Source organism: Streptomyces sp. NPDC053474, from assembly GCF_044544845.1.
Classification (GTDB): Bacteria; Actinomycetota; Actinomycetes; order Streptomycetales; family Streptomycetaceae; genus Streptomyces.
Window position 1 is genome coordinate 458,474 of the sequence record NZ_JBITXV010000002.1, and the last position, 23,084, is coordinate 481,557.

At 71.0% G+C, this 23,084-nt stretch carries 25 protein-coding genes and 2 tRNA genes; 10 read left to right on the plus strand and 17 right to left on the minus strand.

Features of this window, described 5'->3' with window-relative positions; genetic code table 11:
- Window positions 1-32: 32 nt before the first annotated feature.
- Window positions 33-1,325, minus strand: coding sequence for a glycoside hydrolase family 26 protein (locus tag ACIG3E_RS05685; RefSeq protein WP_399611657.1), 1,293 nt, complete (start codon window positions 1,323-1,325; stop codon window positions 33-35).
- A 127-nt stretch (window positions 1,326-1,452) separates the two neighbouring features.
- Between ACIG3E_RS05685 and ACIG3E_RS05690 the strand changes: the two genes are divergently transcribed.
- Window positions 1,453-2,685, plus strand: coding sequence for an ATP-grasp domain-containing protein (locus tag ACIG3E_RS05690; protein ID WP_399611660.1), 1,233 nt, complete (start codon window positions 1,453-1,455; stop codon window positions 2,683-2,685).
- Window positions 2,686-2,762: 77 nt separating this feature from the next.
- On the opposite strand, the gene ACIG3E_RS05695 is transcribed toward ACIG3E_RS05690, so the two are convergent.
- The 3 genes from ACIG3E_RS05695 to ACIG3E_RS05705 all read right to left on the minus strand — a co-directional run bounded on the left by ACIG3E_RS05695 (window position 2,763) and on the right by ACIG3E_RS05705 (window position 5,160).
- A complete protein-coding gene (locus ACIG3E_RS05695; RefSeq protein WP_399611662.1) occupies window positions 2,763-4,046 on the minus strand; it encodes a chaplin family protein in 1,284 nt (427 codons plus the stop codon).
- 120 nt (window positions 4,047-4,166) lie between these two features.
- Window positions 4,167-4,424 (minus strand): chaplin, encoded by a 258-nt coding sequence (locus ACIG3E_RS05700; protein ID WP_399611664.1) that lies wholly within the window; start codon window positions 4,422-4,424, stop codon window positions 4,167-4,169.
- A 325-nt stretch (window positions 4,425-4,749) separates the two neighbouring features.
- The gene (locus ACIG3E_RS05705; RefSeq protein WP_399611666.1) at window positions 4,750-5,160 is read right to left on the minus strand and encodes a rodlin; all 411 of its coding nucleotides are present in this window, start codon (window positions 5,158-5,160) and stop codon (window positions 4,750-4,752) included.
- A gap of 340 nt (window positions 5,161-5,500) precedes the next feature.
- Between ACIG3E_RS05705 and ACIG3E_RS05710 the strand changes: the two genes are divergently transcribed.
- Window positions 5,501-5,911: a rodlin gene (locus ACIG3E_RS05710; RefSeq protein ID WP_399611669.1), complete on the plus strand. Its 411-nt coding sequence runs from the start codon at window positions 5,501-5,503 to the stop codon at window positions 5,909-5,911.
- Window positions 5,912-6,492: 581 nt separating this feature from the next.
- Window positions 6,493-6,900, plus strand: coding sequence for a rodlin (locus tag ACIG3E_RS05715; protein WP_399611673.1), 408 nt, complete (start codon window positions 6,493-6,495; stop codon window positions 6,898-6,900).
- 690 nt (window positions 6,901-7,590) lie between these two features.
- Here the strand turns inward: ACIG3E_RS05715 and ACIG3E_RS05720 are convergent.
- Window positions 7,591-7,932 carry a hypothetical protein gene (locus tag ACIG3E_RS05720; protein WP_399611675.1) on the minus strand — a complete coding sequence of 114 codons (342 nt, stop codon included), beginning with the start codon at window positions 7,930-7,932 and terminating at the stop codon, window positions 7,591-7,593.
- Between the two features lie 401 nt (window positions 7,933-8,333).
- On the opposite strand from ACIG3E_RS05720, the gene ACIG3E_RS05725 reads away from it, so the two are divergent.
- Window positions 8,334-9,134 (plus strand): hypothetical protein, encoded by an 801-nt coding sequence (locus ACIG3E_RS05725; RefSeq protein WP_399611677.1) that lies wholly within the window; start codon window positions 8,334-8,336, stop codon window positions 9,132-9,134.
- Window positions 9,135-9,185: 51 nt separating this feature from the next.
- On the opposite strand, the gene ACIG3E_RS05730 is transcribed toward ACIG3E_RS05725, so the two are convergent.
- The 5 genes from ACIG3E_RS05730 to ACIG3E_RS05750 all read right to left on the minus strand — a co-directional run bounded on the left by ACIG3E_RS05730 (window position 9,186) and on the right by ACIG3E_RS05750 (window position 12,531).
- On the minus strand, window positions 9,186-10,487 hold the full coding sequence (locus ACIG3E_RS05730) for an NAD(P)/FAD-dependent oxidoreductase (protein WP_399611680.1): 1,302 nt from the start codon (window positions 10,485-10,487) through the stop codon (window positions 9,186-9,188).
- Window positions 10,488-10,571: 84 nt separating this feature from the next.
- A complete protein-coding gene (locus ACIG3E_RS05735; protein WP_399611683.1) occupies window positions 10,572-10,985 on the minus strand; it encodes a DNA-binding protein in 414 nt (137 codons plus the stop codon).
- A complete protein-coding gene (locus tag ACIG3E_RS05740) occupies window positions 10,967-11,251 on the minus strand; it encodes a hypothetical protein (protein ID WP_399611684.1) in 285 nt (94 codons plus the stop codon). Before ACIG3E_RS05740 ends, ACIG3E_RS05735 begins: the two co-directional genes overlap by 19 nt.
- A gap of 174 nt (window positions 11,252-11,425) precedes the next feature.
- Window positions 11,426-11,845, minus strand: a complete 420-nt coding sequence (locus ACIG3E_RS05745; RefSeq protein WP_399611687.1) for an arsenate reductase ArsC — start codon at window positions 11,843-11,845, stop codon at window positions 11,426-11,428.
- Window positions 11,846-11,895: 50 nt separating this feature from the next.
- Complete coding sequence (locus ACIG3E_RS05750) at window positions 11,896-12,531, minus strand: three-helix bundle dimerization domain-containing protein (protein WP_399611690.1); 636 nt, start codon at window positions 12,529-12,531, stop codon at window positions 11,896-11,898.
- 74 nt (window positions 12,532-12,605) lie between these two features.
- On the opposite strand from ACIG3E_RS05750, the gene ACIG3E_RS05755 reads away from it, so the two are divergent.
- Window positions 12,606-12,917, plus strand: coding sequence for an ArsR/SmtB family transcription factor (locus ACIG3E_RS05755; RefSeq protein ID WP_399611692.1), 312 nt, complete (start codon window positions 12,606-12,608; stop codon window positions 12,915-12,917).
- Entirely contained in the window at window positions 12,917-14,020 is a 1,104-nt protein-coding gene (gene arsB, locus ACIG3E_RS05760; protein WP_399611694.1) for an ACR3 family arsenite efflux transporter, read from the plus strand. The genes ACIG3E_RS05755 and arsB overlap by 1 nt, the downstream gene beginning before the upstream one ends.
- A 66-nt stretch (window positions 14,021-14,086) precedes the next feature.
- On the opposite strand, the gene ACIG3E_RS05765 is transcribed toward arsB, so the two are convergent.
- Together ACIG3E_RS05765 and ACIG3E_RS05770 are read right to left on the minus strand one after the other, a co-directional pair.
- On the minus strand, window positions 14,087-14,653 hold the full coding sequence (locus ACIG3E_RS05765; protein WP_399611697.1) for a TIGR02391 family protein: 567 nt from the start codon (window positions 14,651-14,653) through the stop codon (window positions 14,087-14,089).
- Window positions 14,654-14,907: 254 nt separating this feature from the next.
- On the minus strand, window positions 14,908-15,267 hold the full coding sequence (locus ACIG3E_RS05770; RefSeq protein WP_399611699.1) for an ArsR/SmtB family transcription factor: 360 nt from the start codon (window positions 15,265-15,267) through the stop codon (window positions 14,908-14,910).
- A gap of 108 nt (window positions 15,268-15,375) precedes the next feature.
- Here ACIG3E_RS05770 and ACIG3E_RS05775 point away from each other — a divergent pair, with 108 nt between their 5' ends.
- The gene (locus ACIG3E_RS05775) at window positions 15,376-16,719 is read left to right on the plus strand and encodes an NAD(P)-binding domain-containing protein (RefSeq protein ID WP_399611702.1); all 1,344 of its coding nucleotides are present in this window, start codon (window positions 15,376-15,378) and stop codon (window positions 16,717-16,719) included.
- Between the two features lie 136 nt (window positions 16,720-16,855).
- On the opposite strand, the gene ACIG3E_RS05780 is transcribed toward ACIG3E_RS05775, so the two are convergent.
- Window positions 16,856-16,928, minus strand: a tRNA-Ala gene (locus tag ACIG3E_RS05780).
- A 184-nt stretch (window positions 16,929-17,112) separates the two neighbouring features.
- Between ACIG3E_RS05780 and ACIG3E_RS05785 the strand changes: the two genes are divergently transcribed.
- Window positions 17,113-17,661, plus strand: a complete 549-nt coding sequence (locus tag ACIG3E_RS05785) for a DNA-binding protein (protein ID WP_138960712.1) — start codon at window positions 17,113-17,115, stop codon at window positions 17,659-17,661.
- Window positions 17,662-17,713: 52 nt separating this feature from the next.
- A complete protein-coding gene (locus tag ACIG3E_RS05790; protein ID WP_399611706.1) occupies window positions 17,714-19,411 on the plus strand; it encodes a protein kinase in 1,698 nt (565 codons plus the stop codon).
- A gap of 14 nt (window positions 19,412-19,425) precedes the next feature.
- Here ACIG3E_RS05790 and ACIG3E_RS05795 read toward each other — a convergent pair whose 3' ends face one another.
- On the minus strand, window positions 19,426-20,952 hold the full coding sequence (locus ACIG3E_RS05795; RefSeq protein WP_399611709.1) for a hypothetical protein: 1,527 nt from the start codon (window positions 20,950-20,952) through the stop codon (window positions 19,426-19,428).
- A gap of 247 nt (window positions 20,953-21,199) precedes the next feature.
- On the minus strand, window positions 21,200-21,328 hold the full coding sequence (locus tag ACIG3E_RS05800; RefSeq protein ID WP_003999697.1) for a DLW-39 family protein: 129 nt from the start codon (window positions 21,326-21,328) through the stop codon (window positions 21,200-21,202).
- 323 nt (window positions 21,329-21,651) lie between these two features.
- Between ACIG3E_RS05800 and ACIG3E_RS05805 the strand changes: the two genes are divergently transcribed.
- Window positions 21,652-21,987, plus strand: a complete 336-nt coding sequence (locus ACIG3E_RS05805) for a DUF6344 domain-containing protein (protein ID WP_172382851.1) — start codon at window positions 21,652-21,654, stop codon at window positions 21,985-21,987.
- A gap of 66 nt (window positions 21,988-22,053) precedes the next feature.
- On the opposite strand, the gene ACIG3E_RS05810 is transcribed toward ACIG3E_RS05805, so the two are convergent.
- Together ACIG3E_RS05810 and ACIG3E_RS05815 are read right to left on the minus strand one after the other, a co-directional pair.
- Window positions 22,054-22,130: transfer RNA gene (locus ACIG3E_RS05810), tRNA-Ile, on the minus strand.
- Window positions 22,131-22,369: 239 nt separating this feature from the next.
- Window positions 22,370-23,083, minus strand: coding sequence for a DUF3566 domain-containing protein (locus ACIG3E_RS05815; RefSeq protein WP_399611712.1), 714 nt, complete (start codon window positions 23,081-23,083; stop codon window positions 22,370-22,372).
- Between the last annotated feature and the right edge of the window lies 1 nt (window position 23,084).

Here is a 23,084-nt window from a genome sequence, read left to right on the forward strand (position 1 = left end):
CCGCGCCACCGCGACCGCCTGTGCGGCCCGCCTCAGCGGTCCCTGCGCCACCAGTCGAAGCGCAGGCACAGCTTGCCTCCCAGCCAGTACTCGACCCAGTCGCCGAGGTCCAGCGGCGAACACTCGGTCGGGGTCGGCTTCGGCTCGGTCGGCTTCGGCGGCGTGTCCCCGCGTCCGGTGAGGAGTTCGCGGTAGACCCGCGAGGACCGGGGGTTGGTGGAGCACTGCCACACGCCGTGCGGACAGTAGTCGGTGATGGTGTTGTAGAGCGGCTGCTTGTCGTCCATCCAGGCCAGCATGCGGCGCATGTACTCCGCGTTGTCGCCGTTGCGGAACAAGCCCCATTCGGGATAGGAGATGGCCTTCTTGTGCCGCGCCGCGAACTCGACGTGGTCCTTGAGCCCGTACGGCTCGCTCACCTGCTCGTCGAACGCCATGCCCCGCGGCTGGTCGTACGAGTCCATGCCGACGATGTCGACGACGTCGTCACCGGGATAGCACTCGGTCCAGGGCACGGCGTCCCGGCCGCGGCTCGGCGTGAAGTCGAACCTGAACTTCTGCCCGGGCACCGCGCGCATGGCCGTGACGATGCGCTTCCAGTACGCCTTCCAGGACTCGGGGTCGGGGGCGCACCGGTGCGTGTACGTGGTGCCGTTCATCTCCCAGCCGAGCACGAGGACCGTGTCCGGCACCCCGAGGTCGACCAGGCGCCGCGCGAGCACCCGGTAGTGCTCGTCGAACTCGCCCGCCGCGCCCCGGCGCAGCAGCGAGCGCACCGCGTAGTCGCCGACGCCCTCCTCGTTGCGGTCGAGCATCGGCACGTTCAGCACGAACAGCCGGTCGTCCTTCTCCTTGCGCCAGTCGGCCCAGCTCTCCAGGAAGTCGGGCGCGCCCTCGATGTTGCTCCACCGGTCCCCCGGCAGATACGTGTGCCCGACCCGCAGCTGCGCGCCGCCCAGCCATTCACTGAGCTCCTGGATCCGGCGGGGGCCGCGCGAGCCGTAGTCGACGTACGCGCCGAAGGTGCTCGCCCCGGCGGGCTCGGCGGGTGCGGCGGGCGACGGCACGGCGGGGGCGACGGGCGGCCGGGGAGCGACGGGACTCGCGGGCACGGGTCTTGCGGGGGTGGCCGGGGACGCCGGAGTCTCCGGGGTCGCCGGATCCGCTGGCGCGGGCGTTGCGGGCGTGGCGGGCGGGGGCGGGTCGTCGGCACGCCGGATGTCCACCGTGTATCCCGGCCCGGCGGCCAGCGCGGCCGACATAATGACTCCGGCGGCAATAAAGACCGCGCGTTTACCGCGTCGATGACTGTGTCGGGCCCTCATGCCTGCTCCTCGATTCCGCCTCCGCTTACTGACGCTCAGTCATTTTTATGTGTATTGCGCCAATCGAGCTCCTAATCCTCCGCGCCGACAGATCGCCCCTTTGGGCGATCGAACAGTAAGGGCGAAAGTGCAGCGTCTGGATACACGCATCCCCGCGGTCCTGCTGCGGATCGACAGGAATTCCTTCCACCACGGAACACTGGGCGCGGTGCGCTCCCTGGGGCGGGCGGGAGTGGAGGTGCACCTGGTCGCCGCCGACGCGCACAGCCCGGTGGCCCGCTCGCGCTATCTGCACCGGATGCACCCGCCGCCCGGGCCCGCCGCACCCCTGGCCGAGGTGGCCGCCGCGCTGCTCCGCGTCGCCGCCACCCTGCGCGGGCCCGCCGTCCTCATCCCCCTGGACGACGCGGGCTCCCTGGCCGTCAGCGCGCTGCGGACCGAGCTGAGCGACCGGTTCCTGCTGCCCGCGATGGCACCCGGCACGGCGGAGAGCGTGGCGGACAAGGCGGCGCTCGCCGAGCTGTGCGCGGCCGCGGGAGTACCGCATCCGCGGACCGAGCTGCCGGACTCGGCGAGCCGGGCCGCGGCGGTCGCCCGCAGCCTCGGCCCGGCGGCGGTGGCCAAGTGGAGCCGCCCCTGGTGCCTGCCGCGCGACGCGGGCCTGCACAGCACGGTGGTCGTCCGCTCCCCCGGCGAGGCCGCGGCCCTGTTCGAGCGCGGCGCGGAGGCGGGCAGCCCCCTGCTGCTCCAGGCCTTCGTGGCGGCGGGCGGCGGCAGCGACTGGTTCGTGCACGGGTACGTGGGCCGCGACGGCCGTGTGCACGGCGGTGGCACGGGACGCAAGCTGCGCGCCTGGCCCCGCGCGGCGGGCATCACCGTGCGCGGCGAGTGGGTGCCCAACCCCGCCCTGGAGGCACTCGCCGCCCGGCTCATGACGACGGTCGGCTACCGGGGCGTCTTCGACCTCGACTTCCGCCAGGACACCGCGACCGGCACGTACCACCTGCTCGACTTCAACCCGCGCCCCGGCGCCCAGTTCCGCCTCTTCGCCGACGGCGCCGAGCTCGACGTCGTACGCGCGCTGCACCTGGACCTGACGCACCGCCCCCTGTCCGCGCCGCGCCCCCTGCCCGGCCGGACCTTCCTGGTGGAGAACTACGCCCCGCTGAGCGCGCTCCTCCCGCACCAGAGCACGGCGCGCGAGCTGGCCTGGCACGCCCCGGACGACCGCGCCCCCGGCACGGCCCTGCGCAGCCTGTGGGGCCGCAATGTCGCACGGCGACTGCGGGACCGCGTACGCGCGCGTGCCGTACCGGCGTCACGGACGGGCGTACGGGAACCGGAGCGGCTCGGTAGCTGAGCGGCCCGGACATGTGTGAAGCGTGGGGGCCGACCCGGTCCGGGTCGGCCCCCACGCTTCACGGGGTGAACGTCCGGCTACGGCCGGGCCGTGGCGCGTCCGCGTCGGTAGAGGACCGCACCGGCGCCGAGCAGCGCGGCGCTCGCCGCCGCGGCACCGAGGAGGCCGGGCTCCGCACCCGTCCGCGCGAGCTGGGCCCGGGGGGCGGGGACGACGTCGACCCGGGGGGCGGGCGGCACGGCCGGGGCCTCGTGCACCGGCACGGGGGCCTTGGGCGGCGTCACCGACCGGGGCGGAGCCTTCGGTTCCGGCGCCGTGGGCTCGGCGGGGCGGACCGGCGGCTTCCCGCGCGGCGGCATCGGCTGCTCGTGCGGCGGGGTGGGCGTGGAGTCCTCCTCGCAGCGGTTGCCGAAGACCGGGTTGAGGGCCGCGACGATGTCCACGGTGTTGCCGCAGAGGTTCAGGACGGGCTCCAGGGGGAGCTGCCCGAGGTTGCCCGACAGGAGACCCGGCGAGCCCGAGGCCTCACCCGTGGCCGTGGCTCCCGAACCGGCGGGCCGGGGAGCCGGGGGCGGCGTCGTGACGGCGCGCTGGGCGACCCGCTCGGCCGTGGGGCGCGCGGCGGGCTTGGCGGCGGGCTTGGGGGCGGCCTCCACCGCGGGCCTGGCCGCGTGCCTCGCGGCCGGGGGCTGCGTGCGGGGGGACTCCTGCCGCGGGGCGGCGGGTGCCGCGTGCCTGGGGGCCGCGTGCCGCGGGGACGTGTGCGGCCGGGACTCCTGCCGCGGGGACACCGGGGCGGGGTGGACCGTCGCGCGCTGGCTGGAGCGGTCGGCGCGATCGGCGTGGTCCGCGCGGTCGTACGCCTCCGAGCGCTCCCCGTATCCGTGCGCCGTCGAGGGCTTCCGCGCCTTCGGGGCCGCAGCGGTCCGCCGCTCCCGGGCGGGCTTCGCCGTCTCCCGGGCGGGCTTCTTCGCCTCGTGGGCGGACTTCTTCGCCTCCTCAGCGCGCTTCGTCGCTTCGTGCGGGGGCTTCTTCACCTCCCGGGCAGCGGTCGTCGCCTCACGCGCGGGCGTGGTCGTCTCCTGGGCGGGGGCCGACGGCTGCTGCTGTGCGCGGGCGGCGGCGCGCTCGGGGCGGGCCGACCGCCCCGTGTTCGCGCAGCTGTTGCCGGTCGTCGGGTTGAGGCCTGCCGCGGCGTCGGCGGTGTTGCCGCAGATGTTCACCGGCACTTCCACCGGGGCCTGCACGCTGTTGCCCGACAGGAGGCCGGGAGAACCGTGGGCCGCTCCGCTCGCGTCAGCCGCGAGGGCGGAGGTGCCAGACAGAGACAGGATGCTCGACGCCGCGGCGGCGGAGAGCATTCCTTTACTGAGGGCCTGTCGCAATCTAGTGATCTTCCTCTGTGCGGTGGAGCCGGCCTTGGCACCGAGTGGTACGCCAAGGCCGGCGAAGGCGCAGCCTGAACAGCTGGGCTGGCTGCGTCAGTCGTTGACGCAGGTGTTGCCGAACGCCGGGTTCAGCAGCGCGATGAAGTTGGCGCTGTTGCCGCACACGTTGACGGGAACGTGGACGGGAACCTGGATGACGTTGCCGGACAGCACGCCCGGGGAGCCGTGCGCGCCACCCTTGGCGTCGGCGTCGGCGAACGCCGGGGAAGCCACACCCAGAGCCAGAACCGCGCCCGCGACGATGGCAGCGCTCTTTTTGAGCTTCACAACATTTCCCTTCTGTCGGGTCACGCCTATACGGCGGTCGAAACCGGGCGGTCAATATTTGCTTCCCGCACCGTGACCTGAGTCCTGTTAACGAGTGAAACTGGGCGAGGAAACCGAGATGGTGCCGCGGTTCGGAATTTCACTCGATTGACTCAGCAGGCCAAGAGGCCCTGAACCAGCGAGAGTTGAACACCCACGCGCGGAATCCGGACCGCAGTGGCCCAAAGAATCAGAAGCTCAGCCCGCACAATACGACCGCACACCGCACGGGCACAGAAAGGGCCGCCCGGGCCGCCACCCCCGAAAACGAGGTACGGGCGGCCCGGGCGACCCGGGAACGCTGGTGCGATCAGCCGTTGTTCACGCCGTTGCCGGACAGCGCCGAGATGTCGTCCAGGATGTGCGACAGCGGCTCGTCGCCCTTGGCCTGCGTCGAGTTCTCGACGCACTGCTGGTTCTGCGGCGCCGACAGGATCGGGATGTCCTGGACGGCGACCGGGATCAGGCCGATGATCGAGCCCACGTTGGCCTTGATCGGCACGCCCGCGCACAGCTTGTTCAGCGAGCCCTGGACGGCCGAGAGCTGCGGGCTCATCTTGCCGTGCGTGGCCGAGTTGCCGAACGCCTGCTTGGCGTCGTTGCCGCTCATCGAGTGGGTGCCGTTGTCGTCACCAATGGCCAGCGCGGTGGGCGCGGCGGCGGCAGACATTCCGACGACGGACGCGGCGACCGCGGCCGCTGCCATTGACTTCTTAAGCATTTCCTGTTCCTTTTCCTGGACAGAGACACGGCTTGCTTCAGCCCGGTTCAACAGGCCTACCAGGCGCCCGGTTGCGCACGTTCACCCCATCGGATCTCTTTCCGGGAGAGAACTCGACACCACACCGATCAACACGTCCGCAGCACAGAAATCAGCTGATCGCACCACCCTTGTCCTTTTGTCATTTCTTCTCCTTCCGTCCGTCTCTGCAGGGAAGTAGGAGATTCATATCCAACATGTGGGCCATCCGAGTGAACCGGAGCAACCACTGGCCATAGCGGCAGTTACCCAAGGTGCTCCTGGAAGGGGCGGAGACGGGGCTCATCAGAAGGGAAATCCTGTGCTCAAGAAGGTTATGGCCGCGACCGCGGTCACGGCTTCCGCCGTAGGCATGGCCGCCGCGATGGCACCCACCGCGAGCGCCATCGGCAACGACCACGGCACCACCTCGGCGAGCGGCAACGGCGCCTCGCAGGCGTTCGGCAACTCCGCCACGTACGGCAACATGAGCCCGCAGATGGCACTCATCCAGGGCTCGTTCAACAAGCCCTGCATTGGCCTGCCGGCCAAGGTGAACGCGGGCTCGCTCGTCGGCGCGATCCCGGTCGCCGTCCAGGACATCAACGTCCTGTCCGCCCCGCAGAACCAGCAGTGCGTCGAGAACTCGACGCAGGCCAAGGGCGACGAGCCGCTGTCGCACATCCTGGACGACATTTCCGTCCTGGCCGGAAACGGCGTCGGCAACCACTGACGTCCGCCCGTCGCCCCCGGTACCAGCGGGCCGCCACGCTCTCCTCGGCGGCCCGCTGTGCTGTGAGGGGGCGCCCCGCACCGGGCCCGGGCCGACTCAGGGCCGGGGCCAGAAGTCACGTCCCACGAGCTTCTGCCACTCCTGATCGGGTCGGCCCGGAACTGTCTTTCCCTGAGCACTCCACTTGTGCAGAAGCGATTCGTAGATCGGCTCAACACGGCATTCCGAGGAACGCCTGCTGACCGGAATGACACCCTGCCTCTGCCATTTTCCGCCAGGGTTGCTCATGCCCTCACCTCGACACCGTGAAGCTTTCGCTGTCTTACGTATTCGATCGCCTTTTGCGTACTTGACCTACGTACCTGATTGCCCGCCTGGCAAAACAGCGGGCGGCCGCTTCGGATACACGCGGACGACACCCCTGTAATACCCGAGCGACACCCGATCGGTTCCACGATTCCACGATTTGAGCGATGACCTCACTAATGGACCGGCCGGGTCGAGGGGCGCAACTCCGGCGCCACCACTCAGTTGATCATCACGCGGCTCCGTAACGGAGCCTCTTTCCGAAGGGAACCCACATGAAGAAGGTCCTGGCCTCCGCCGCCATCGCCGCGTCCGTCGCGGGCATGTCGGCCGTCGCGGCCCCACAGGCCCTCGCCATCGGCAACGACTCGGGCACCACCTCGAAGAGCGGCAACGGCGCCTCGCAGGCGTTCGGCAACTCCGCGACGCACGGCGACATGAGCCCGCAGATGTCGCTGGTCCAGGGCTCGCTCAACAAGCCCTGCATCGGCCTGCCGGCCAAGCTGAACGCGGGCGCCATCGCCGGACTGATCCCGGTCGCCGTCCAGGACATCAACGTCCTGTCCGCCCCGCAGAACCAGCAGTGCGTCGAGAACTCGACGCAGGCCAAGGGCGACGAGCCGCTGTCGCACATCCTGGACGACATTTCCGTCCTGGCCGGAAACGGCGCCGGCAACCACTGACGCCTCCTCCCTCCCGCCACCGTTCGGGGCCGGCCACCGCCGTGGCCGGCCCCGAACGCGTCTTCGGCGGCGCCACGCCCGCCGCTCGTCTTCCGGTCGGGTGAAGGCGCGAGCGGTCCGCATCCCCTTCCGCGAGTCATCTGCGGCGGAGCAAAGATGCCCTGTTTGGATGCGGATTAACCAGATTGTCTGCTTGTCTGCATGGAGGGATCCGATCATGCGAGTTCTGAGAAAGTCCGGGACGGCCTTGGCCATGGCCGTCGGCACGGCCTGCGCCGTCGGCGTCGCCTGCGGCACGGCCCTGGCCGGGGACGCCGATCAGGCGCCAGGAGCAGCCGAGGTGCACGCGCCACCCCCGGCCGCGGCGGCACCACCTGCCCCAGCGGGGCCCGCCGCGCGGAAGGCCGAGTCACCGTCGGGCGACACCGCCCCGGACAGCGCCGCCGCCAGAAGAGCCGAGCCCCCATCACCCGCCACCGACAAGCGGTCTGAGGCCCCGTCATCGGCGGGCGAGTACGGCAGCCAGGACAGATACGGCCACCACGGCCCTGCCACGAACCGCGGGGACTCGTCTGAGTACGGCGCAGACGACACGCACGGTCCCGACCACGGCGATGCCGACGGGCACGGCTACGCGGACGGCTACGGAGACAGCGGGGAGCCCGGGTACCGCGGCTCCAAGGATTCCGGTTACGGCGACGACCACGGGCCCTCCGGGTACGGCGACACCCCGTCCACCCCGCCGCCCACGACGAAGCCGCCCACGACCCCGCCTCCGACGACGCAGCCGCCCACGACCCCGCCGCCCACGACCCCGCCGCCCACGACCCAGCCGCCCACGACCCAGCCGCCCACCTCGCAACCCCCGACGACGCAGCCTCCGACGTCCCAGCCCCCGACCTCCACCCCGCCGACGTCGCAGCCCCCGACCTCGGGGCCGCCCACCTCGCAGCCCCCGTCCCCGTCACCCAGCACCTCACGGCCGCCGGAGATGCCCCAGACCGGCTCCGGCAGCACCATCGCGCTCGTCACCGCGAGCGGCCTCCTCATCGGCGCCGGAGTACTCGTACGACGCCTGAACCGCCGATTCGGTGACCGAGCGTAATGATCTGAACCAGGGTCAGCAGCCGGGCGGCCACCCCACCAACCGCCTCTGACCTGCGGAAATACCACGAAGATCGACGTGGGGCCCACCTTGGCACCTCAAGGCGGGCCCCATGCGATTGCACGAGCGAATATCTACGCGCACCCGTCCATCGACGTGCTGCGCCCTACCCCATACCAGAACATTCTGGTGCATCCCCGGTGATCAGCTCGGCACCTGCGGCGAAACGTTCCTGCGGTTTCTGGGGCGCTGGACGGCGGGACATGACCGCGGTGTCCCGGTGCCCGGGCACACCTTCCTCTCCCGCCCCTCCCGGAGGTGACCGTCCGTGGTCCTCGTCATCGTCGTCGCCGTCATCGCCCTGCTCGCGGGCCTCGCGGCGAACCGCTTCCTGCGGCCCCGGCTGACCAGCGAGGACGACGACAAGGGCATGGCGGTCAAGGACCTCGTCGGCCCCCTGCTGACGCTGACGGTGCTGCTCCTGGCGTTCGTCCTCGTCACCGCCTCCGGCTCCTACGGCAAGGCCGAGAACGCCTCCCGGGGCGAGGCCCGCGCCCTGGACCAGCTCACCGAGGCCGCCGAGTACGCGCCCGATGCCCAGCGGGCACGGATCCAGGCCGACGCCGTCTGCTACGCCCGGGCCGTCCGGGCCCAGGAGTGGCCCGCCATGGCCGACGGCGACGGATCATCCGCGCCGAGCGTGTGGTCGACCGACGTGCGCCGCGCCTTCCGCGACCTGGAGGGCAAACCCGTCTTCGGCATGCTGATCGCCGCCGACAACAAGCGCTCCGACGAGCGTGAGGAACGCCTCACCCAGGCCACCGCCAGCATCCCCAGCGCCATCTTCTGGTTCCTCCTGGCCACCCTCATCGTCACCGTGGTGGCCCTCGGCGTCTGCCTGCCCCGCAAGAACAACCGCGGACAGCTCATCACCCTCACCGTGATCACCGCCCTGCTCGCCACCATGCTGTGCATCATCCGGGACGTGGACCGGCCCTTCGGCGGCATCATCGACGTCAAACCCACCGCGATCACCGAAGCCGAACGGCAGGCCGCCCGCGACCTCCGCGTCCACCACACCAAGGCCGAACTGCCCTGCGACGACCAGGGCCACCGCCGCGCGACCTGACCAGGACGGCTCACACCTGGCACAAGCACACAGCCCCGCCTGGGGCCTGCCTCAGCACAGCCCGAAGGGCGGCCGAAGGTAGTCCGGTCGGCTCGGTGAGGCGGCGGACACCGTCATCGGGGCGAACGTCTCCTGGGGCAGCGGGAAGTCCCATGGCTGCTCCAGGACGACAGTTGAGGCGAGGCGCCCGATCTCGTCGGACCCGCGGGCGCCGTGACCGTTGCCGCCGACGGCCACGGTCAGGGTTTCGCCCTCGTCCAGATGCCCGATGTACGGATAGCGCGAGGGCGTCTTGTCCACGACGCAGCATGCCTCGCGGACGCAGACCGGCTCCAGCTGGGGGAGCAGGATCCGCGACATGCGGGTGAGGAAGTCCGACTGCTCCGGTGTGACGCGCTGGTGGGCGTACCAGGCGTGCGCCTCACCGGCCGTGTGCAGCTCGCGGACGATCGGCTGCATTGCCGGGCCGACGCGCAGGTACCACCGGCCATCGGGATAGCGGACGGGCGGGATCAGGTACGCGGACAGGTTGTCGCTGCCCGAGTCCTGGGGGTCGATGGTCACGACGGTGGGCAGGCGCCGGAGTGCGGGGAGCTGGCGGTCGGCGACCTCGAAGAGCAGGTTGGGTTCGGTGAAGACCTGGAGATCGAGTCGCTGCGGGCTGGGAAGGACGTGGGTGTGGTTGACCAGGGAGCCCGCCGCGATGAGCACGCGTTCGGCTCTCACCGTCACACGTCCCGCGCTCTCGGCGGCGTCGACATCCACGTGCCACAGGCTCGTCCTGCCGTCTCGTCGGACCGAGGCGGCCGTGCCGCGCAGCAGCCGTGCCCCGGACGCTGTCGCCAACCGCGTCTGGGCTTCGACCAGTTGGCGCGGGTTGACGTAGCCAGCGCTCTCGCGCTCCAGGAGTCCCTCGACGCCCCCGACCATCGGGGGCAGCCCCAGGCCGGGGAACGCCTGGCGCAGTTCGGCTTCGAGCATCCGCTCCACGACCACGCCGTCACCCTCACTGGCACGCAGCATCGCCTCGGTGCGCTCCCGAAGAGAGGCGGCGACCAGCGCGAGAGCCCCGCATTCGTGGAAGAACTCCACCCCGGACTCCGCCTCGATGTCCCGGTAGCGCGCCGCTGAACGGCTGTCCACGGTTCCCCAGAAGCGGTCCCACCCCAGGCAGGGCGCGATGCGGGACTCGTCGTGGTGCGAGCTGAACTCGGGCAGGCGAGCCGTCTGCGGTCGTACGGGCTCCAGCGGGCCGACCACCATCGTGTCGGCCCCCGCACGGCTGAGGTACTTGGCCGCCGCCGAGCCGAACATTCCAGCACCGACAACCAATACGTCGACTTCCAGCGACACAGCACTCCTCATGTGGTCGAGGGCGGGGCGACACGGGCGTTCGAAGGCCGTCAGGGGGTGGCGGCGGGCGAAGTCGAGGCGGACTCATACGGCGACGAGGCGCACCCGTCCGCCACAGAGCTTGGTCATGTCGTCGACATCCGAGGTCAGCATGGCCACAGGCCGCTGCTGCCGCAGCGCGGCCTCGGCCACGGCGGCGTCGATGGCGTACTGGTGACCGTGCAGCCCGGCGGCGATCAACAGGGCCGAAGCCGCCTTCGCCTCCTCATCCCCCACCGGGATCACGCGGAGGCCGGACAGCAGCTGGCTCAGCCGGGCCGTGTTGGTGCGGGCGGGCAGGGCCTCGATGATGGTGAGCGCACAGATCACCACCTCCATGCCACGCGAGCGTGCCTCCGCGACCAGGGCGACCACGCTCTCGTCATCAGCCAGCAGCTTCGAGAGCCCCTCGCTGTCCAGGACGAGCGTCCCCTCATGGCTCAGCCTGCGGCGGGCCACTGGTCTTCCTCGGCGAACACCTCGTCGAAGACCTGCCGCGCCCGCTGTCGCGTCCGCTCGGACATCGGCCCCTTACGGCTCTCGTAGTCGGCCAGGTACTCGTCCAGCACCTGCCCCCTCAGCTCCCGCTCGACGGCCGCAGCGATGAACGCGGAGAACTCCCGCTTGCCGACCCGGGCCCGGATCGCCTCAGCGGTGCCCTCGGGCAGGGAGAGGCTGACCCGCGTCGCTGGCCCTTCACCGATGCTGTACGTCGTCTCGGACATACGCCCCATTGTGTCAAACAAGTAGGAAACCGGAAGGCCGTGCATGACCGGGCCCACCCCAGGCAAATCGGGAAAAAACACCCCCCTGGCCGCGTTTCCGCAGGTCAGAGGGGTTCATAGAGGTGGAGCCTAGGGGCCAAGGCTCCCGTTTACATCTCGTTGGATCCCACTCGATCACGTCTGGTGCCGGGCGTCGATCTCGGCGATCAGTGCCTCGATGCGTTCCTTGATCTGGTCGCGGATGGGGCGCACGGCCTCAACCCCCTTGCCTGCGGGGTCTTCCAGGGCCCAGTCGAGGTACTCCTTGCCGGGGAAGACCGGGCAGGCGTCGCCGCAGCCCATGGTGATGACGTAGTCGGATGCCTGGACCGCCTCGGTGGTGAGCACTTTGGGCTGGGCGGTGGAGATGTCGATGCCGACTTCCTTCATGGCTTCGACGGCGGCCGGGTTGACCTGGTCGCCGGGGAGGGATCCGGCGGAGCGGACCTCGATCCGGTCGCCCGCGAGGTGGGTGAGGAATCCGGCGGCCATCTGGGAGCGTCCGGCGTTGTGGACGCAGACGAACAGTACGGACGCGGCGGGGGTGGAGGGCATGGGTTCTTCCTTCGCGGATCAGGTCGACGGGTATGCCCGTCAGGGCGGGTTCACCCTTCTGGGAGGGTGGCGAGCAGGTCGGTGATGTGGGCGTCGATGGTGTCGCGGATCTCGCGTACGACGGCGATGGGGGCGCCTTCGGGGTCGGGGACGGGCCAGTCCAGGTAGCGGGGGCCGGGCACGATGGGGCAGGCGTCGCCGCAGCCCATGGTGACGACGACGTCGGCGGCCTGGACGGCCTCGTCGGTCAGCGGTTTGGGGAATGTGTGGCTGGCATCGACTCCGGCCTCGGTCAGTACCTGGTCCACGAAGGGGTCGGTGGCGGCGGCCGGCGTCGTGCCCGCGGAGGAGACCCGTACGAGGCCGCATGCGCGGTGGGCGAGCAGGGCGGCGGCCAGTTGGGAGCGTCCGGCGTTGTGGCTGCAGACGAACAGCACTCGCGGCAGCGTGCCGTCGGGCCTTTTGCGGAGATGGTCGAGGGCGTCGAGGCGCTCGGCCGTCCATCGCTCGGCCAGCACGACCAGGTGCGTGGAGGTGCTGGCGGTGGCCGCGAGCTGGGTGTAGGAGTCGGCGATCAGTGCCTGGACGGTCTCGGTGGAGAAGCGGCCGGTGTAGCGGGCGGCCAGGCGGGCGGCACCGGCGGCGAAGCGGGCGGCGGGGAGGGAGGGCGGTGTGGGTGCGGTCATGAGGACCCCTTCTGAGGGCTCCACTGTTCAGCTTGGACTGGTATCAGCCTCAGGTGATGTGACAGTATCAGCCCATGCTGACGTCAGTCGACACTGAACTGATGCGGGTGCTCGCCGATCCGCTCAGGCTGAAGATCGTGACCCTGCTCGCCCACGAGACGCTGTGCACCACCCACCTGGTCGCCGAGACCGGCGCGAAGCAGACCAACCTGTCCAACCACATGAAGGTGCTGCGCGAGGCGGGCGTGGTGGACACCGAGCCGTGCGGCCGTTTCATCTACTACAAGCTCAAGCCCGAGGTCCTCGACGCCCTGGCCGCCTCCTTCTCGGGCCTGGCGGCCGCCGCGCGCGAGACGATCGAGACCGGCCGGAAGCGGGCCTGTTGATGACGAGTACCGATCGGGCGGGTACAAGCACGCCCACGCACGCGGGCCCTGCCGAGTCGGGCGTCGTCGCCAAGCTCTCCACCCTTGACCGCTATCTGGCGGTGTGGATCCTTGCCGCGATGGCCCTCGGCCTCAGTCTGGGGCGGCTGGTCCCCGGCCTGAACGACGCGCTCGCCAAGGTCGAACTCGGCGGGATCTCCCTGCCGATCGCGCTCGGCCTGCTGGTCATGATGTACCCGGTGCTCGCGAAGGTCCGCTACGACCGGCTCGACGCCGTCACGGGCGACCGCAAGCTGATGGCCTCCTCGCTGGCCGTCAACTGGCTGATTGGCCCGGCTGTGATGTTCGCGCTGGCCTGGATCTTCCTGCCGGACCTGCCGGAGTACCGCACCGGCCTGATCATCGTCGGGCTGGCGCGCTGCATCGCGATGGTCATCATCTGGAACGACCTGGCCTGCGGCGACCGCGAGGCCGCCGCCGTGCTCGTGGCGCTGAACTCGGTCTTCCAGGTGGTCGCCTTCGGCCTCCTTGGCTGGTTCTACCTCGACCTGCTGCCCGGCTGGCTGAACCTGGGCGAGGGCGAGCACCTCGACATCTCCATGTGGAAGATCGCCCTCAACGTCGTCATCTTCCTCGGCGTCCCGCTGCTCGCCGGGTTCCTGACCCGCCGGATCGGCGAGCACAAGCTCGGCCGCGAGCGCTACGAGGCCGGCTTCCTGCCCAGGATCGGGCCGTGGGCGCTGTACGGGCTGCTGTTCACCATCGTGATCCTCTTCGCCCTGCAAGGGAAGACGATCACCTCGCAGCCGCTGGACGTGGCCCGCATCGCGCTGCCGCTCCTGGTGTACTTCGCCCTGATGTGGTTCGGCACCTTCGCCCTGGGCAAGGCGATCGGCCTGGCCTACGACCGCACCGCCACGCTCGCCTTCACCGCCGCGGGCAACAACTTCGAGCTGGCCATCGCCGTCGCCATCGCCACCTTCGGCGTCACCTCCGGCCAGGCCCTGTCCGGCGTCGTCGGTCCGCTGATCGAGGTGCCGGTCCTGGTCGCGCTCGTCTACGTGTCGCTGGCCTGGCGACGGAGGTTCACGCCCGCCGCCTGAGGGGGACGCAGCGCGCGTCGGCCCGCCCGCTGGCCGGGGCGGGCCTAATGCCGTGGGGCGGCATGCTCAGACCGTCACCAGCGTGGCGGTGTCGATCCAGCGGGCAAGAGCGCTGAAGGCGGCCAGCTGTTCCAGGGCCTCGTGCTCCGGCAGTTCGGGCAGGCCGTCCTCGTGGCTGTTGGGATTGCGGATTCCCGCGTAGCACCCCTCGGCGAAGGCCATGGCACCGCGGTGGACACTGCGGAAGGTGTCGCTGCCGTCATCGGTCATGAGCCGCAGCCGCGGCTCGCCGGGCTTGGGGCCACCGAGCGAGAAGACGTTCTGGAAGAGTTTGGTCTCGCTCAAGTCCCGGCGGCTGGCCTTGTTCTGCGCCTCCGCGTTCACCTTCTTGGCGGCGGCCGTCACCGCTTCCCGGAAGTGACCGCTGCCCCACAGCGCCCGTGCGCCGTCCCAGACCCACGGGTGCATCACTGCGGCGCTGAGCTGGGGCGCGTCGTCACCGAGTCCTGCCCGCACCTCGGCGTCGCGCAGCAGCACCACATCGGCCCGCTGGGCCGCCTCGATGTGCTGGCACCAGCGATTGATCGTCTTGTTGTGATCGTCAGGGACTTCGGTGCGCCAGCGGGGCAGCACCCGGTCCAGGATCTGCTCGACGACCTGGCGGCGCTGGCGACGATGTCCTCGGTCGCCCCGCGCGTGGACAGGCGGCTGGAAACGATGAACACGCCCGGAGGGTCGGGCTTCCGGTACAGCTCGGTCAGCTGGAGAAAGTTCGCGAGCTCCTTGCGAGCCCAGTCCACATCAATGGCCATCCGCCCATCCTCCCCGGTGCCACTGACAACCCCCGCCCTTTCGGGCGGAGTTCGCGCACGCTGGAGAGGCCGCGTTCAGGACACCGTCAGCAGCTTGCCCATCGCGGCGAGCACACTCGGCTCGACCCGGTAGTACACCCATGTTCCGCGCCGCTCGGAGGCAAGCAGCCCGGCCTCCTTCAGCTTCTTCAGATGGTGGGACACCGTCGGCTGGGAGACCCCGACATCGGAGATGTCGCACACGCACGCCTCCCCGCCCTCGTGTGAAGCGACCAGAGAGAAGAGCCGCAGCCGGACCGGGTCCCCGAGCGCCTTGAACATCTTCGCGGTCCGCTCGGACTCCGCGGCCGTCAGCGGCCGCTCCGTCAGCGGCGGGCAGCACGGGGCCACCTGCTCGTTCATGGCGCGCAGCTCCAGCCCACTCAACTTCGACATGCGTCAATATTGACATCCGCCGAATCAATAGGGCAACCTCCGAGACGTCGAGGATATCGACATCTGTCGAATCAGAAGATCGATGCCACTCTCCTTCTGGAGCACGTCATGAGTGAGAACACTTCCGCGGCCCTGCCCATCGTGGTCATCGGCGCCGGCCCCATCGGACTTGCCGCCGCCGCCCAGCTGCTCGACCGCGACCTCGAACCGCTGGTCCTGGAGGCGGGAGAGACCGCGGGCGCCGCTGTTCGCGAGTGGTCGCACGTCCGCCTCTTCTCTCCCTGGGCCGAGGTCACCGACCCGGCCGCCGAGAAGCTCCTGGCCCCCACCGGCTGGGTCAAGCCCGACGGGGCCGCATACCCCACCGGCGGCGACTGGGCCAAGCAGTACCTCCAGCCGCTCGCCGACGTCCTCGGCGAGCGAGTCCGCTTGAACACCCGCGTCACCGGTGTCTCCCGTACCGGCCGCGACCGCGTCGTCGACGCCGACCGTGACAAGCAGTCCTTCACCGTCCACATCCTGCGCGCTAACGGCAGCGAGGAGCGCATCCTCGCCCGCGCCGTCATCGACGCCTCCGGCACCTGGGCCACCCCCAGCCCGCTCGGCGGCGACGGCCTGCCCGCCCTCGGCGAGCGCGCGGCGGCCGACCGCATCGCCTACCGCGTGCCCGACCTGAAGGACCCTGCCGTCCGTGCGCGCTACGCGGGCAAGCGCACCGCGATCGTCGGCTCCGGCGCCTCGGCCTTCACCGCCCTCGCCTACCTGGCCGACCTGGCGAAGGAGACTCCGGGGACACACGCGGTATGGATCCTGCGGCGCGGCATCACCAGCTCCACCTTCGGTGGCGGAGCAGCCGACCAGCTCCCCGCCCGCGGCGCGCTGGGCCTCGCCGCCAAAGCCGCCATGGAGGAGGGCCACACGGACACTGTGACGGGCTTCCGCACCACCGCCGTCGAGCGGTCGGGAGACCAACTGGTGCTCGTCGGCGAGGACGGCCACCGCCTCGACCCGGTGGACGAGGTGATCGGCCTCACCGGCTTCCGCCCCGACCTGACCTTCCTCGACGAACTCCGCCTCGGCCTGGACGAACGCCTCCAGGCCCCGACCGCCCTTGCCCCGCTGATCGACCCCAACATCCACTCCTGCGGCACCGTCTACCCGCACGGCGTGAACGAGCTGTCCCACCCAGAAGGGAACGTCTACCTGGTCGGCATGAAGTCCTACGGCCGCGCCCCCACCTTCCTCGCCATGACTGGCTACGAGCAGACCCGCTCCATCGCCGCTGCCCTGGCCGGAGACCAGGAAGCCGCCGAACGTGTCGAGCTGACCCTGCCCGAAACCGGCGTGTGCGGGGGCGCGGGTCTGTTCGACGAGCCCTCCACCGAACAGACCGGCGAGGACAGCGGGTGCTGCGCCGCCCCGGCAACGACCACCGCCTCTGGCGGCTGCTAGGCCCTCCTGACCCGGGCCTAGGGGAGACGCCAAGTTCGATCCCCCGGCGCCTTTGCACCCGCGCTGTGCTGACATGTCAGCACGAAGAAACCCCTTCCGACCCAAGTTACCGCAGGTCAGAAGGGGTTTCATCACGTGGAGCCTAGGGGAGTCGAACCCCTGACATCTGCCATGCAAAGACAGCGCTCTACCAACTGAGCTAAGGCCCCGGACAACGACACCGGTACGTGAAGACCACGGCCCGGGGAGCGTCGCAGACCAGAGTACCGGGTCCCACCGGGGATCTCGCAAAAGGATTGGGGGTCCCCGTGCGCGACCACTCTCCGTAAGATGCTCGACGTGGTTCGCGGCAGCGAACCGCAGTCCAATGGGGAAGCGATGGGGAGACGCAACATGGACGCTGCACAGCAAGAATCGACCGCAAGAGCACGGGAACTCCAGCGGAATTGGTACGGGGAGCCGCTGGGGGCACTCTTCCGTCGCCTCATTGACGACCTGGGCCTGAACCAGGCGCGGCTGGCCGGGGTGCTCGGCCTGTCCGCGCCCATGCTGTCCCAGCTCATGAGCGGCCAGCGCGCCAAGATCGGCAATCCGGCCGTGGTCCAGCGCGTCCAGCTACTTCAGGAGCTGGCCGGGCAGGTCGCGGACGGCAGCGTGAGCGCCGCCGAGGCAACCGACCGCATGGACGAGATCAAGAAGTCCCAGGGGGGTTCCGTACTGACCAACACCACCCAGACCACGTCGAGTTCGGGTGCCCCCACGGTGAAGCGCGTGGTGCGCGAGATCCAGTCGCTGCTGCGCTCCGTCGCGGCGGCGGGCGACATCATCGATGCCGCGGACTCCCTCGCCCCGACCCACCCGGAACTGGCAGAGTTCCTCCGGGTGTACGGGGCGGGCCGCACCGCGGACGCCGTCGCCCACTACGAGGCGCACCAGAGCTGAGCCGTCGGCCGGGCCGCTGCCGGGCGGCCCGGAAGGGGAGCGGGGCACGACCATGGGTGAGGTCTTCGCCGGCCGGTACGAACTCGTCGACCCGATCGGCCGCGGGGGAGTAGGCGCCGTCTGGCGTGCCTGGGACCAGCGGCGGCGCCGGTATGTGGCCGCCAAGGTCCTGCAACAGAGAAACGCCCATACGCTGCTCCGCTTCGTGCGGGAGCAGGCACTGCGGATCGACCACCCGCATGTGCTCGCCCCCGCGAGCTGGGCCGCCGACGACGACCAGGTCCTGTTCACCATGGACCTGGTCACCGGCGGCTCGCTCGCGCATGTCATCGGTGACTACGGAGCGCTGCCGCCCCGCTTCTGCTGCACGCTCCTCGATCAGCTCCTCGCCGGTCTCGCCGCGGTGCACGCGGAAGGCGTCGTGCACCGCGACATCAAGCCCGCCAACATACTCCTCGAGGCCACCGGGACGGGACGCCCGCATCTGCGCCTGTCCGACTTCGGCATCTCGATGCGCAAGGGCGAGCCACGGCTGACCGAGACGGACTACGTGGTGGGCACGCCCGGATACGTCGCTCCCGAGCAAATCCTCGGCGCCGAGCCGGACTTCACCGCCGACCTCTTCGCCGTCGGCCTCGTCGCCCTCTATCTGCTCCAGGGCGCCAAGCCGGACGCCAAGGCCCTCATCGAGCACTTCGCGGCACACGGCACCCCGGGCGCTCCCCGGGGCGTACCCGAGCCGCTGTGGCAGGTCATCGCGACGCTGCTGCAACCCGATCCGCAGGCGCGCTTCCGCACCGCCACGGGGGCGCGCAAGGCGCTCGCCTCCGCCGCCGAGGTGCTGCCGGAGCCCGGCCCCGACGACGAGCTCGTCGAGATCTTCGACCAACTGGGCCCGCTACCCGAGGGTTTCGGCCCCGACGGCCCCCTCACCCCCGCCCCCAATCCACCACCGCCCAACCCACCACCACCCCAGCCACCTTCGCCCCAGCCTGCGGCCTCCCAGCTGCCCGCGTCCCAGCCGCACACGCCATCGCCCGTACCGCGGCCACCCACGGAGCAACCACCCGTGGGCCAACCGTCCATGGCCCAGCCCGCTGCGGGCCAACCGGCCCTCGGCCAAACCGCCACCGGCCAACCGGCCCTCGGCCAAGCCCCCGTTGGCCGCCCACCCCTGCCCCAGCACCCGATGGCGGAGCCGTCCACGCCACAGCGCCCCGTCGCGCCACCCCCGCTCACACCGCAGCCGTCCACGCCCTCCACACCCCCCGTGTCTCAACCACTCGCCCCACCGCCGTCGCACCCTCCGCACTCCCCGATGTCGGAGACCGGCAGCTTCCACCTGCCCCCGCCGACGCAGGCACCCCCACAGCCCGCGCAGCCACCCACTCCCCCTGCGCACACTCCGCATGCGGCATCCCCCCGTCCGCCCGCACGGGCGGAGGACGACCCCTCACAGGCCACGGGCTCCCCGGTGCGGCGCGCCTACGCGTACGCCCCTAGTTCTCCCTACACCGCTCACCCGGCCCAGGTTCCGGGACCTCTCGCCCCGGTTGAAGCCCTGCTGTCGCCAGGGCCCGCGGAGTCGGCAGCGGCGCCGCAGGAGGAGAAGCCCTCGCGCTCCCGCGCCGCCCGCTCTCACGCGGCCCGGCCGCGGCGCAACGGCCCGCCCGTGAAGGTGGCCCTGCCGATGCTGCTCGCCGCCCTGGCCTGTTTCGCGGTGGGCTTCTGGGCCCTGTCCCGCATCTGAGGCGCGGCGGACCCTCAGGCCGAAGCGCGGCGCCCCGTCGCCCGTCTCCGCCCCACCAGCGTCCACACCCCCAGCACGGCCACCAGGACCGTTCCGGTGCCGATGCCCGCCGCGGCCAGGACCTTCATGGCTGCGTCGCCACCCGTGCCCGCGGCGGCGGCCGCGCCGCGCCCACCAGGCCCGCCGGAGGCACCGCCCCGTGCCGCCGCCTCGTCCCGCTCCGTCACGCCGAAGGCGTCCGCGGGCCGCGCCGCCCCGGCGTACGCAGGTCCCGGCCGCCGCTCGCCAAAGACGCCCACCCGCAGGGTCAGTCCGACCGCCCCGTCGCCGAACCGCGCGCCGACGTCCGGGTCCAGAGAGACCGCCAGGTAGTACCACCCGGCGAAGCGCACTCCCGCGACCCGGGAGATGGGCGCGTACCGGTTCTCGTAGGCGACGGGCGGCAGCGTCGGCAGCGTGGCCGACTTCTGGCGGCCGTCGTACGCGGTGTCCATGTCATCGACCGGGCCGCGCGCGGGGTTGAACACGGACACGACCAGCGCGGACGTGACGTACTCACGGCTTGCGGCACCGCCGCCCGCCCCGGACCCCCGCGACCTGCCGGAACCATCGGATCCGCCAGAGCCCCCGATCCCGCCGGAAACCCCGGTGCCCCGCGCCCCGCCGACCTCGACCGTGGCGGACAGCCGCTGACCCCAGTCCACCGGCACGCGGTAGTAGCGCGTGCGCCCCGGCTCGACGCCGTCGCCCCAGACACCCCTGTCCAGGGCCTTGGCCGTGCTGAAGCTGCTGCCTCCCGCGCGCGGGCGGGCCGGGCCCGCGGGCGGAACGGGAGTGCCCGGGTCCCCCGTCCGGGGCGGTGTGGTCGCGCCCCGCTCGGCGAGCGCGGGCTCCGAGCTGACGTGGAGCTCCAGATCCCAGGTCTCCGTAGTGGACGGTTTCGCGGTCGGGGACGAAATCGACGACCTGGAGTCGACGGTCCGCTCGACGACTACGTAGTAGGTGCCTGCCGTGGCGCACTGGCGCTGGTCCGGCCCGAGGACGCGCGAGGCCGACGCGGTGAGGGGGCGGGGGCTGCGCGAGGCGCCGAAGCGTACGGAGCCCGAGTCGCAGTCGAAGCCGTTCGCGTCCTCGACGGACACCCGGATGCCGTCCGCGAAGCCCACCTGGCTGCCGAGGCCGGGGAGCGCGGTGGCGGAGACGTAGACGTTGTCCTTGGCGCCCAGGTCGAGCCGGTAGTAGAGCTGGGTCGTGCCACCGGGACCGGGGGGCTTGATGGAGCTCCTGTACGTCGATCCCGGCATGAGCGCGCGGCTCCCAGTGCTGCTCGGCGTACCCGCGACGGTCCGTACGTCATCGGCGAAGGCGTAGGGCTGCGGCCGCGGAGTCTCGGCGGCGTGCGCGGTCGCGGGGAGCGCGGTCGCGGGGAGCGCGGTCGCGGGGAGCGCGGTCGCGGGGAGCGCGGCCGCGCACCACACCGCGCTCAGGAGCGCGGCCCCCGCGCCCGCCACCGCCCGACGGCTCGCCCGGTGCCGCGTCACGCCGCTCTCCACCTCACCCTCCATTGATTTGCCCAAGCAAGCAATGAAATTGCGTAAGTGAATCAAGGGGGTCGCAGCCGCCGACCAGGGCGGCCCCAGCCCCTCCCGCCCCGGCGGGGACCATCGCAGGCGCGGACCGGGCGTCAGCCGCCCAGCCCAGGAGGAGCAGGACAAAAGCCCCCTCGCACAGCACAGGGCCCCGACCGCTCTAGCGATCGGGGCCCTGTGACGAGACTGCCGTCGATACTCACGAACCCGTGGGCACGGAGTCAGTCGCCTCCGTCCACAGATCCTGCTCGGCGCGATCCGCCTGGATCTGGCGGTACACGAGGAGCCCGCCGATGGCGGCCAGTGCGACCAGGAGAAGCTTCTTCACCGCGCGACCTCGTCTTTCCTTGACGTAGGGGACTTCTGGCGCCCGACTATACACACCGACCGATACCGATCGGTGACCTGGATCGGCCTCAACTCCCCTCCGGAACACCGCAGTAGATGCGGACCGAATCCTTCCGCCTACGCTCCGTCCCCAGCGCGGTTCGCCGAGCTTGCCCCGCTTCCCGCTTTCTCGGGCCTCCTGCACCCATCTGGGTGGTGTTCATCTGAACATCGGCGCGACGCGAGCGTCGGTCCCCCACTGTCGGCCCCGCATACACATCATGAGGAAAGTACGCAAATCGCCCAACCCGAAAGTGAGGGGCCATGCCCGCCACCAAGGCCATGAAGCTGTGGGCCACACTCGTCTCCGCCGTCCTCGCGCTGTTCGCCGCGCTCGGCTTCGCCTCCTCGGCGGCCGCGGCCACGCCGGTACAGGACGCCACGACGACGTGCAAGAGCACGACGAGCGCACAGGAGCACGTGCTCGCCGCCTGGGCGATGGCGTACGAACGGTCCCTGCCACCCACCATGAAGCAACGCATCCGCGCCGAGGCCCACGGCTCGACGCCCAGCTGCCGTCACCTCCCCACGACGGACGCGGAGGCCGCGGACGACGGCTCAGGGGCCCTCACGAGCGCGAGCCTCGCCGCGGAGCCGTAACCCCCAAGCGGTGGACGTCACCCACGCAGAAGACCCCCAGCCGATACCGGCTGGGGGTCTTCTTGCTGGTGGGGCTAACAGGATTTGAACCTGTGGCCTCATCCTTATCAGGGATGCGCTCTAACCAACTGAGCTATAGCCCCGCCGCGCTCTGTGGGGTGTCCCGCGCGCTGACCTCTGAAGATTAGCGCACGTGGGGGCCAGTCCCAAAATCGATGGCCCGTGGACCGGTGACCACGCGGAGCCTGAGGGCCACACGGAGCCCTGAAGGCCGCGCCGGAGCCGCGCAGCACGCTGCCGGGGCCCCTGTGCCCAGGAACCCCGGCAGCGTACGGAAGCGCGGCGGGAAAGCGGGAAAGCGTGGAAGAGGAGGACGGAAGGGCTACTCGTCCTCGGCCAGCGTCAGTTCCACGCCGCCGACGAAGCCCGCCGAGAGGTTGTAGATGAACGCGCCGAGGGTCGCGAGGGCCGTGGCGAGGACGACGTCGATGACCGCGATGATCGAGGTGAAGATCAGCACGCGCGGCAGCGAGAGGAACGCCTGGAGGTCGAAGCCGTTGGACTCGTTCGACCCCGTCGCCTCGGAGATCGTGCCGCCGACGGTGGAGAAGACACCCATGGCGTCCATGACCATCCACAGCGTCGCGGCCGCGACGATCGTGCAGATGCCGAGCGCGATGGACAGCAGGAAGCTGACCTTCATCACCGACCAGGGATCGGCCTTGGCCACCCGCAGCCTCGCCTTGCGCGTGCGCGGGGTGGTGCGCGCCCCCGTGCGCGGACGGCGGACCGCGCCGGACGGCGCCGCCTGATAGGCCTGCGGCGGGTGGTACGGCTGGGAGCCCTGCTGCTGGGGCGGGCGCTCACCGGGCAGGGCGCTGGATCCGCCCCCCGCGGGCGCGCCCTTCTTGGCAGCCCCGCCCTTGGCGGGGGCCTCGGTCTCGGACGTCTGCGTGCCGCGACCTCGGGTGTCTGTCACAGTCCCCCCCTGGGATCCATGAGACTCATGGGAGTCGTCATCAGTGGCGGAGCCACGGGCACCGTCCTTGCCGGTTCCACGCGATCCAGCCGCTCCGGCGCCCGGGGCTCCACTCACG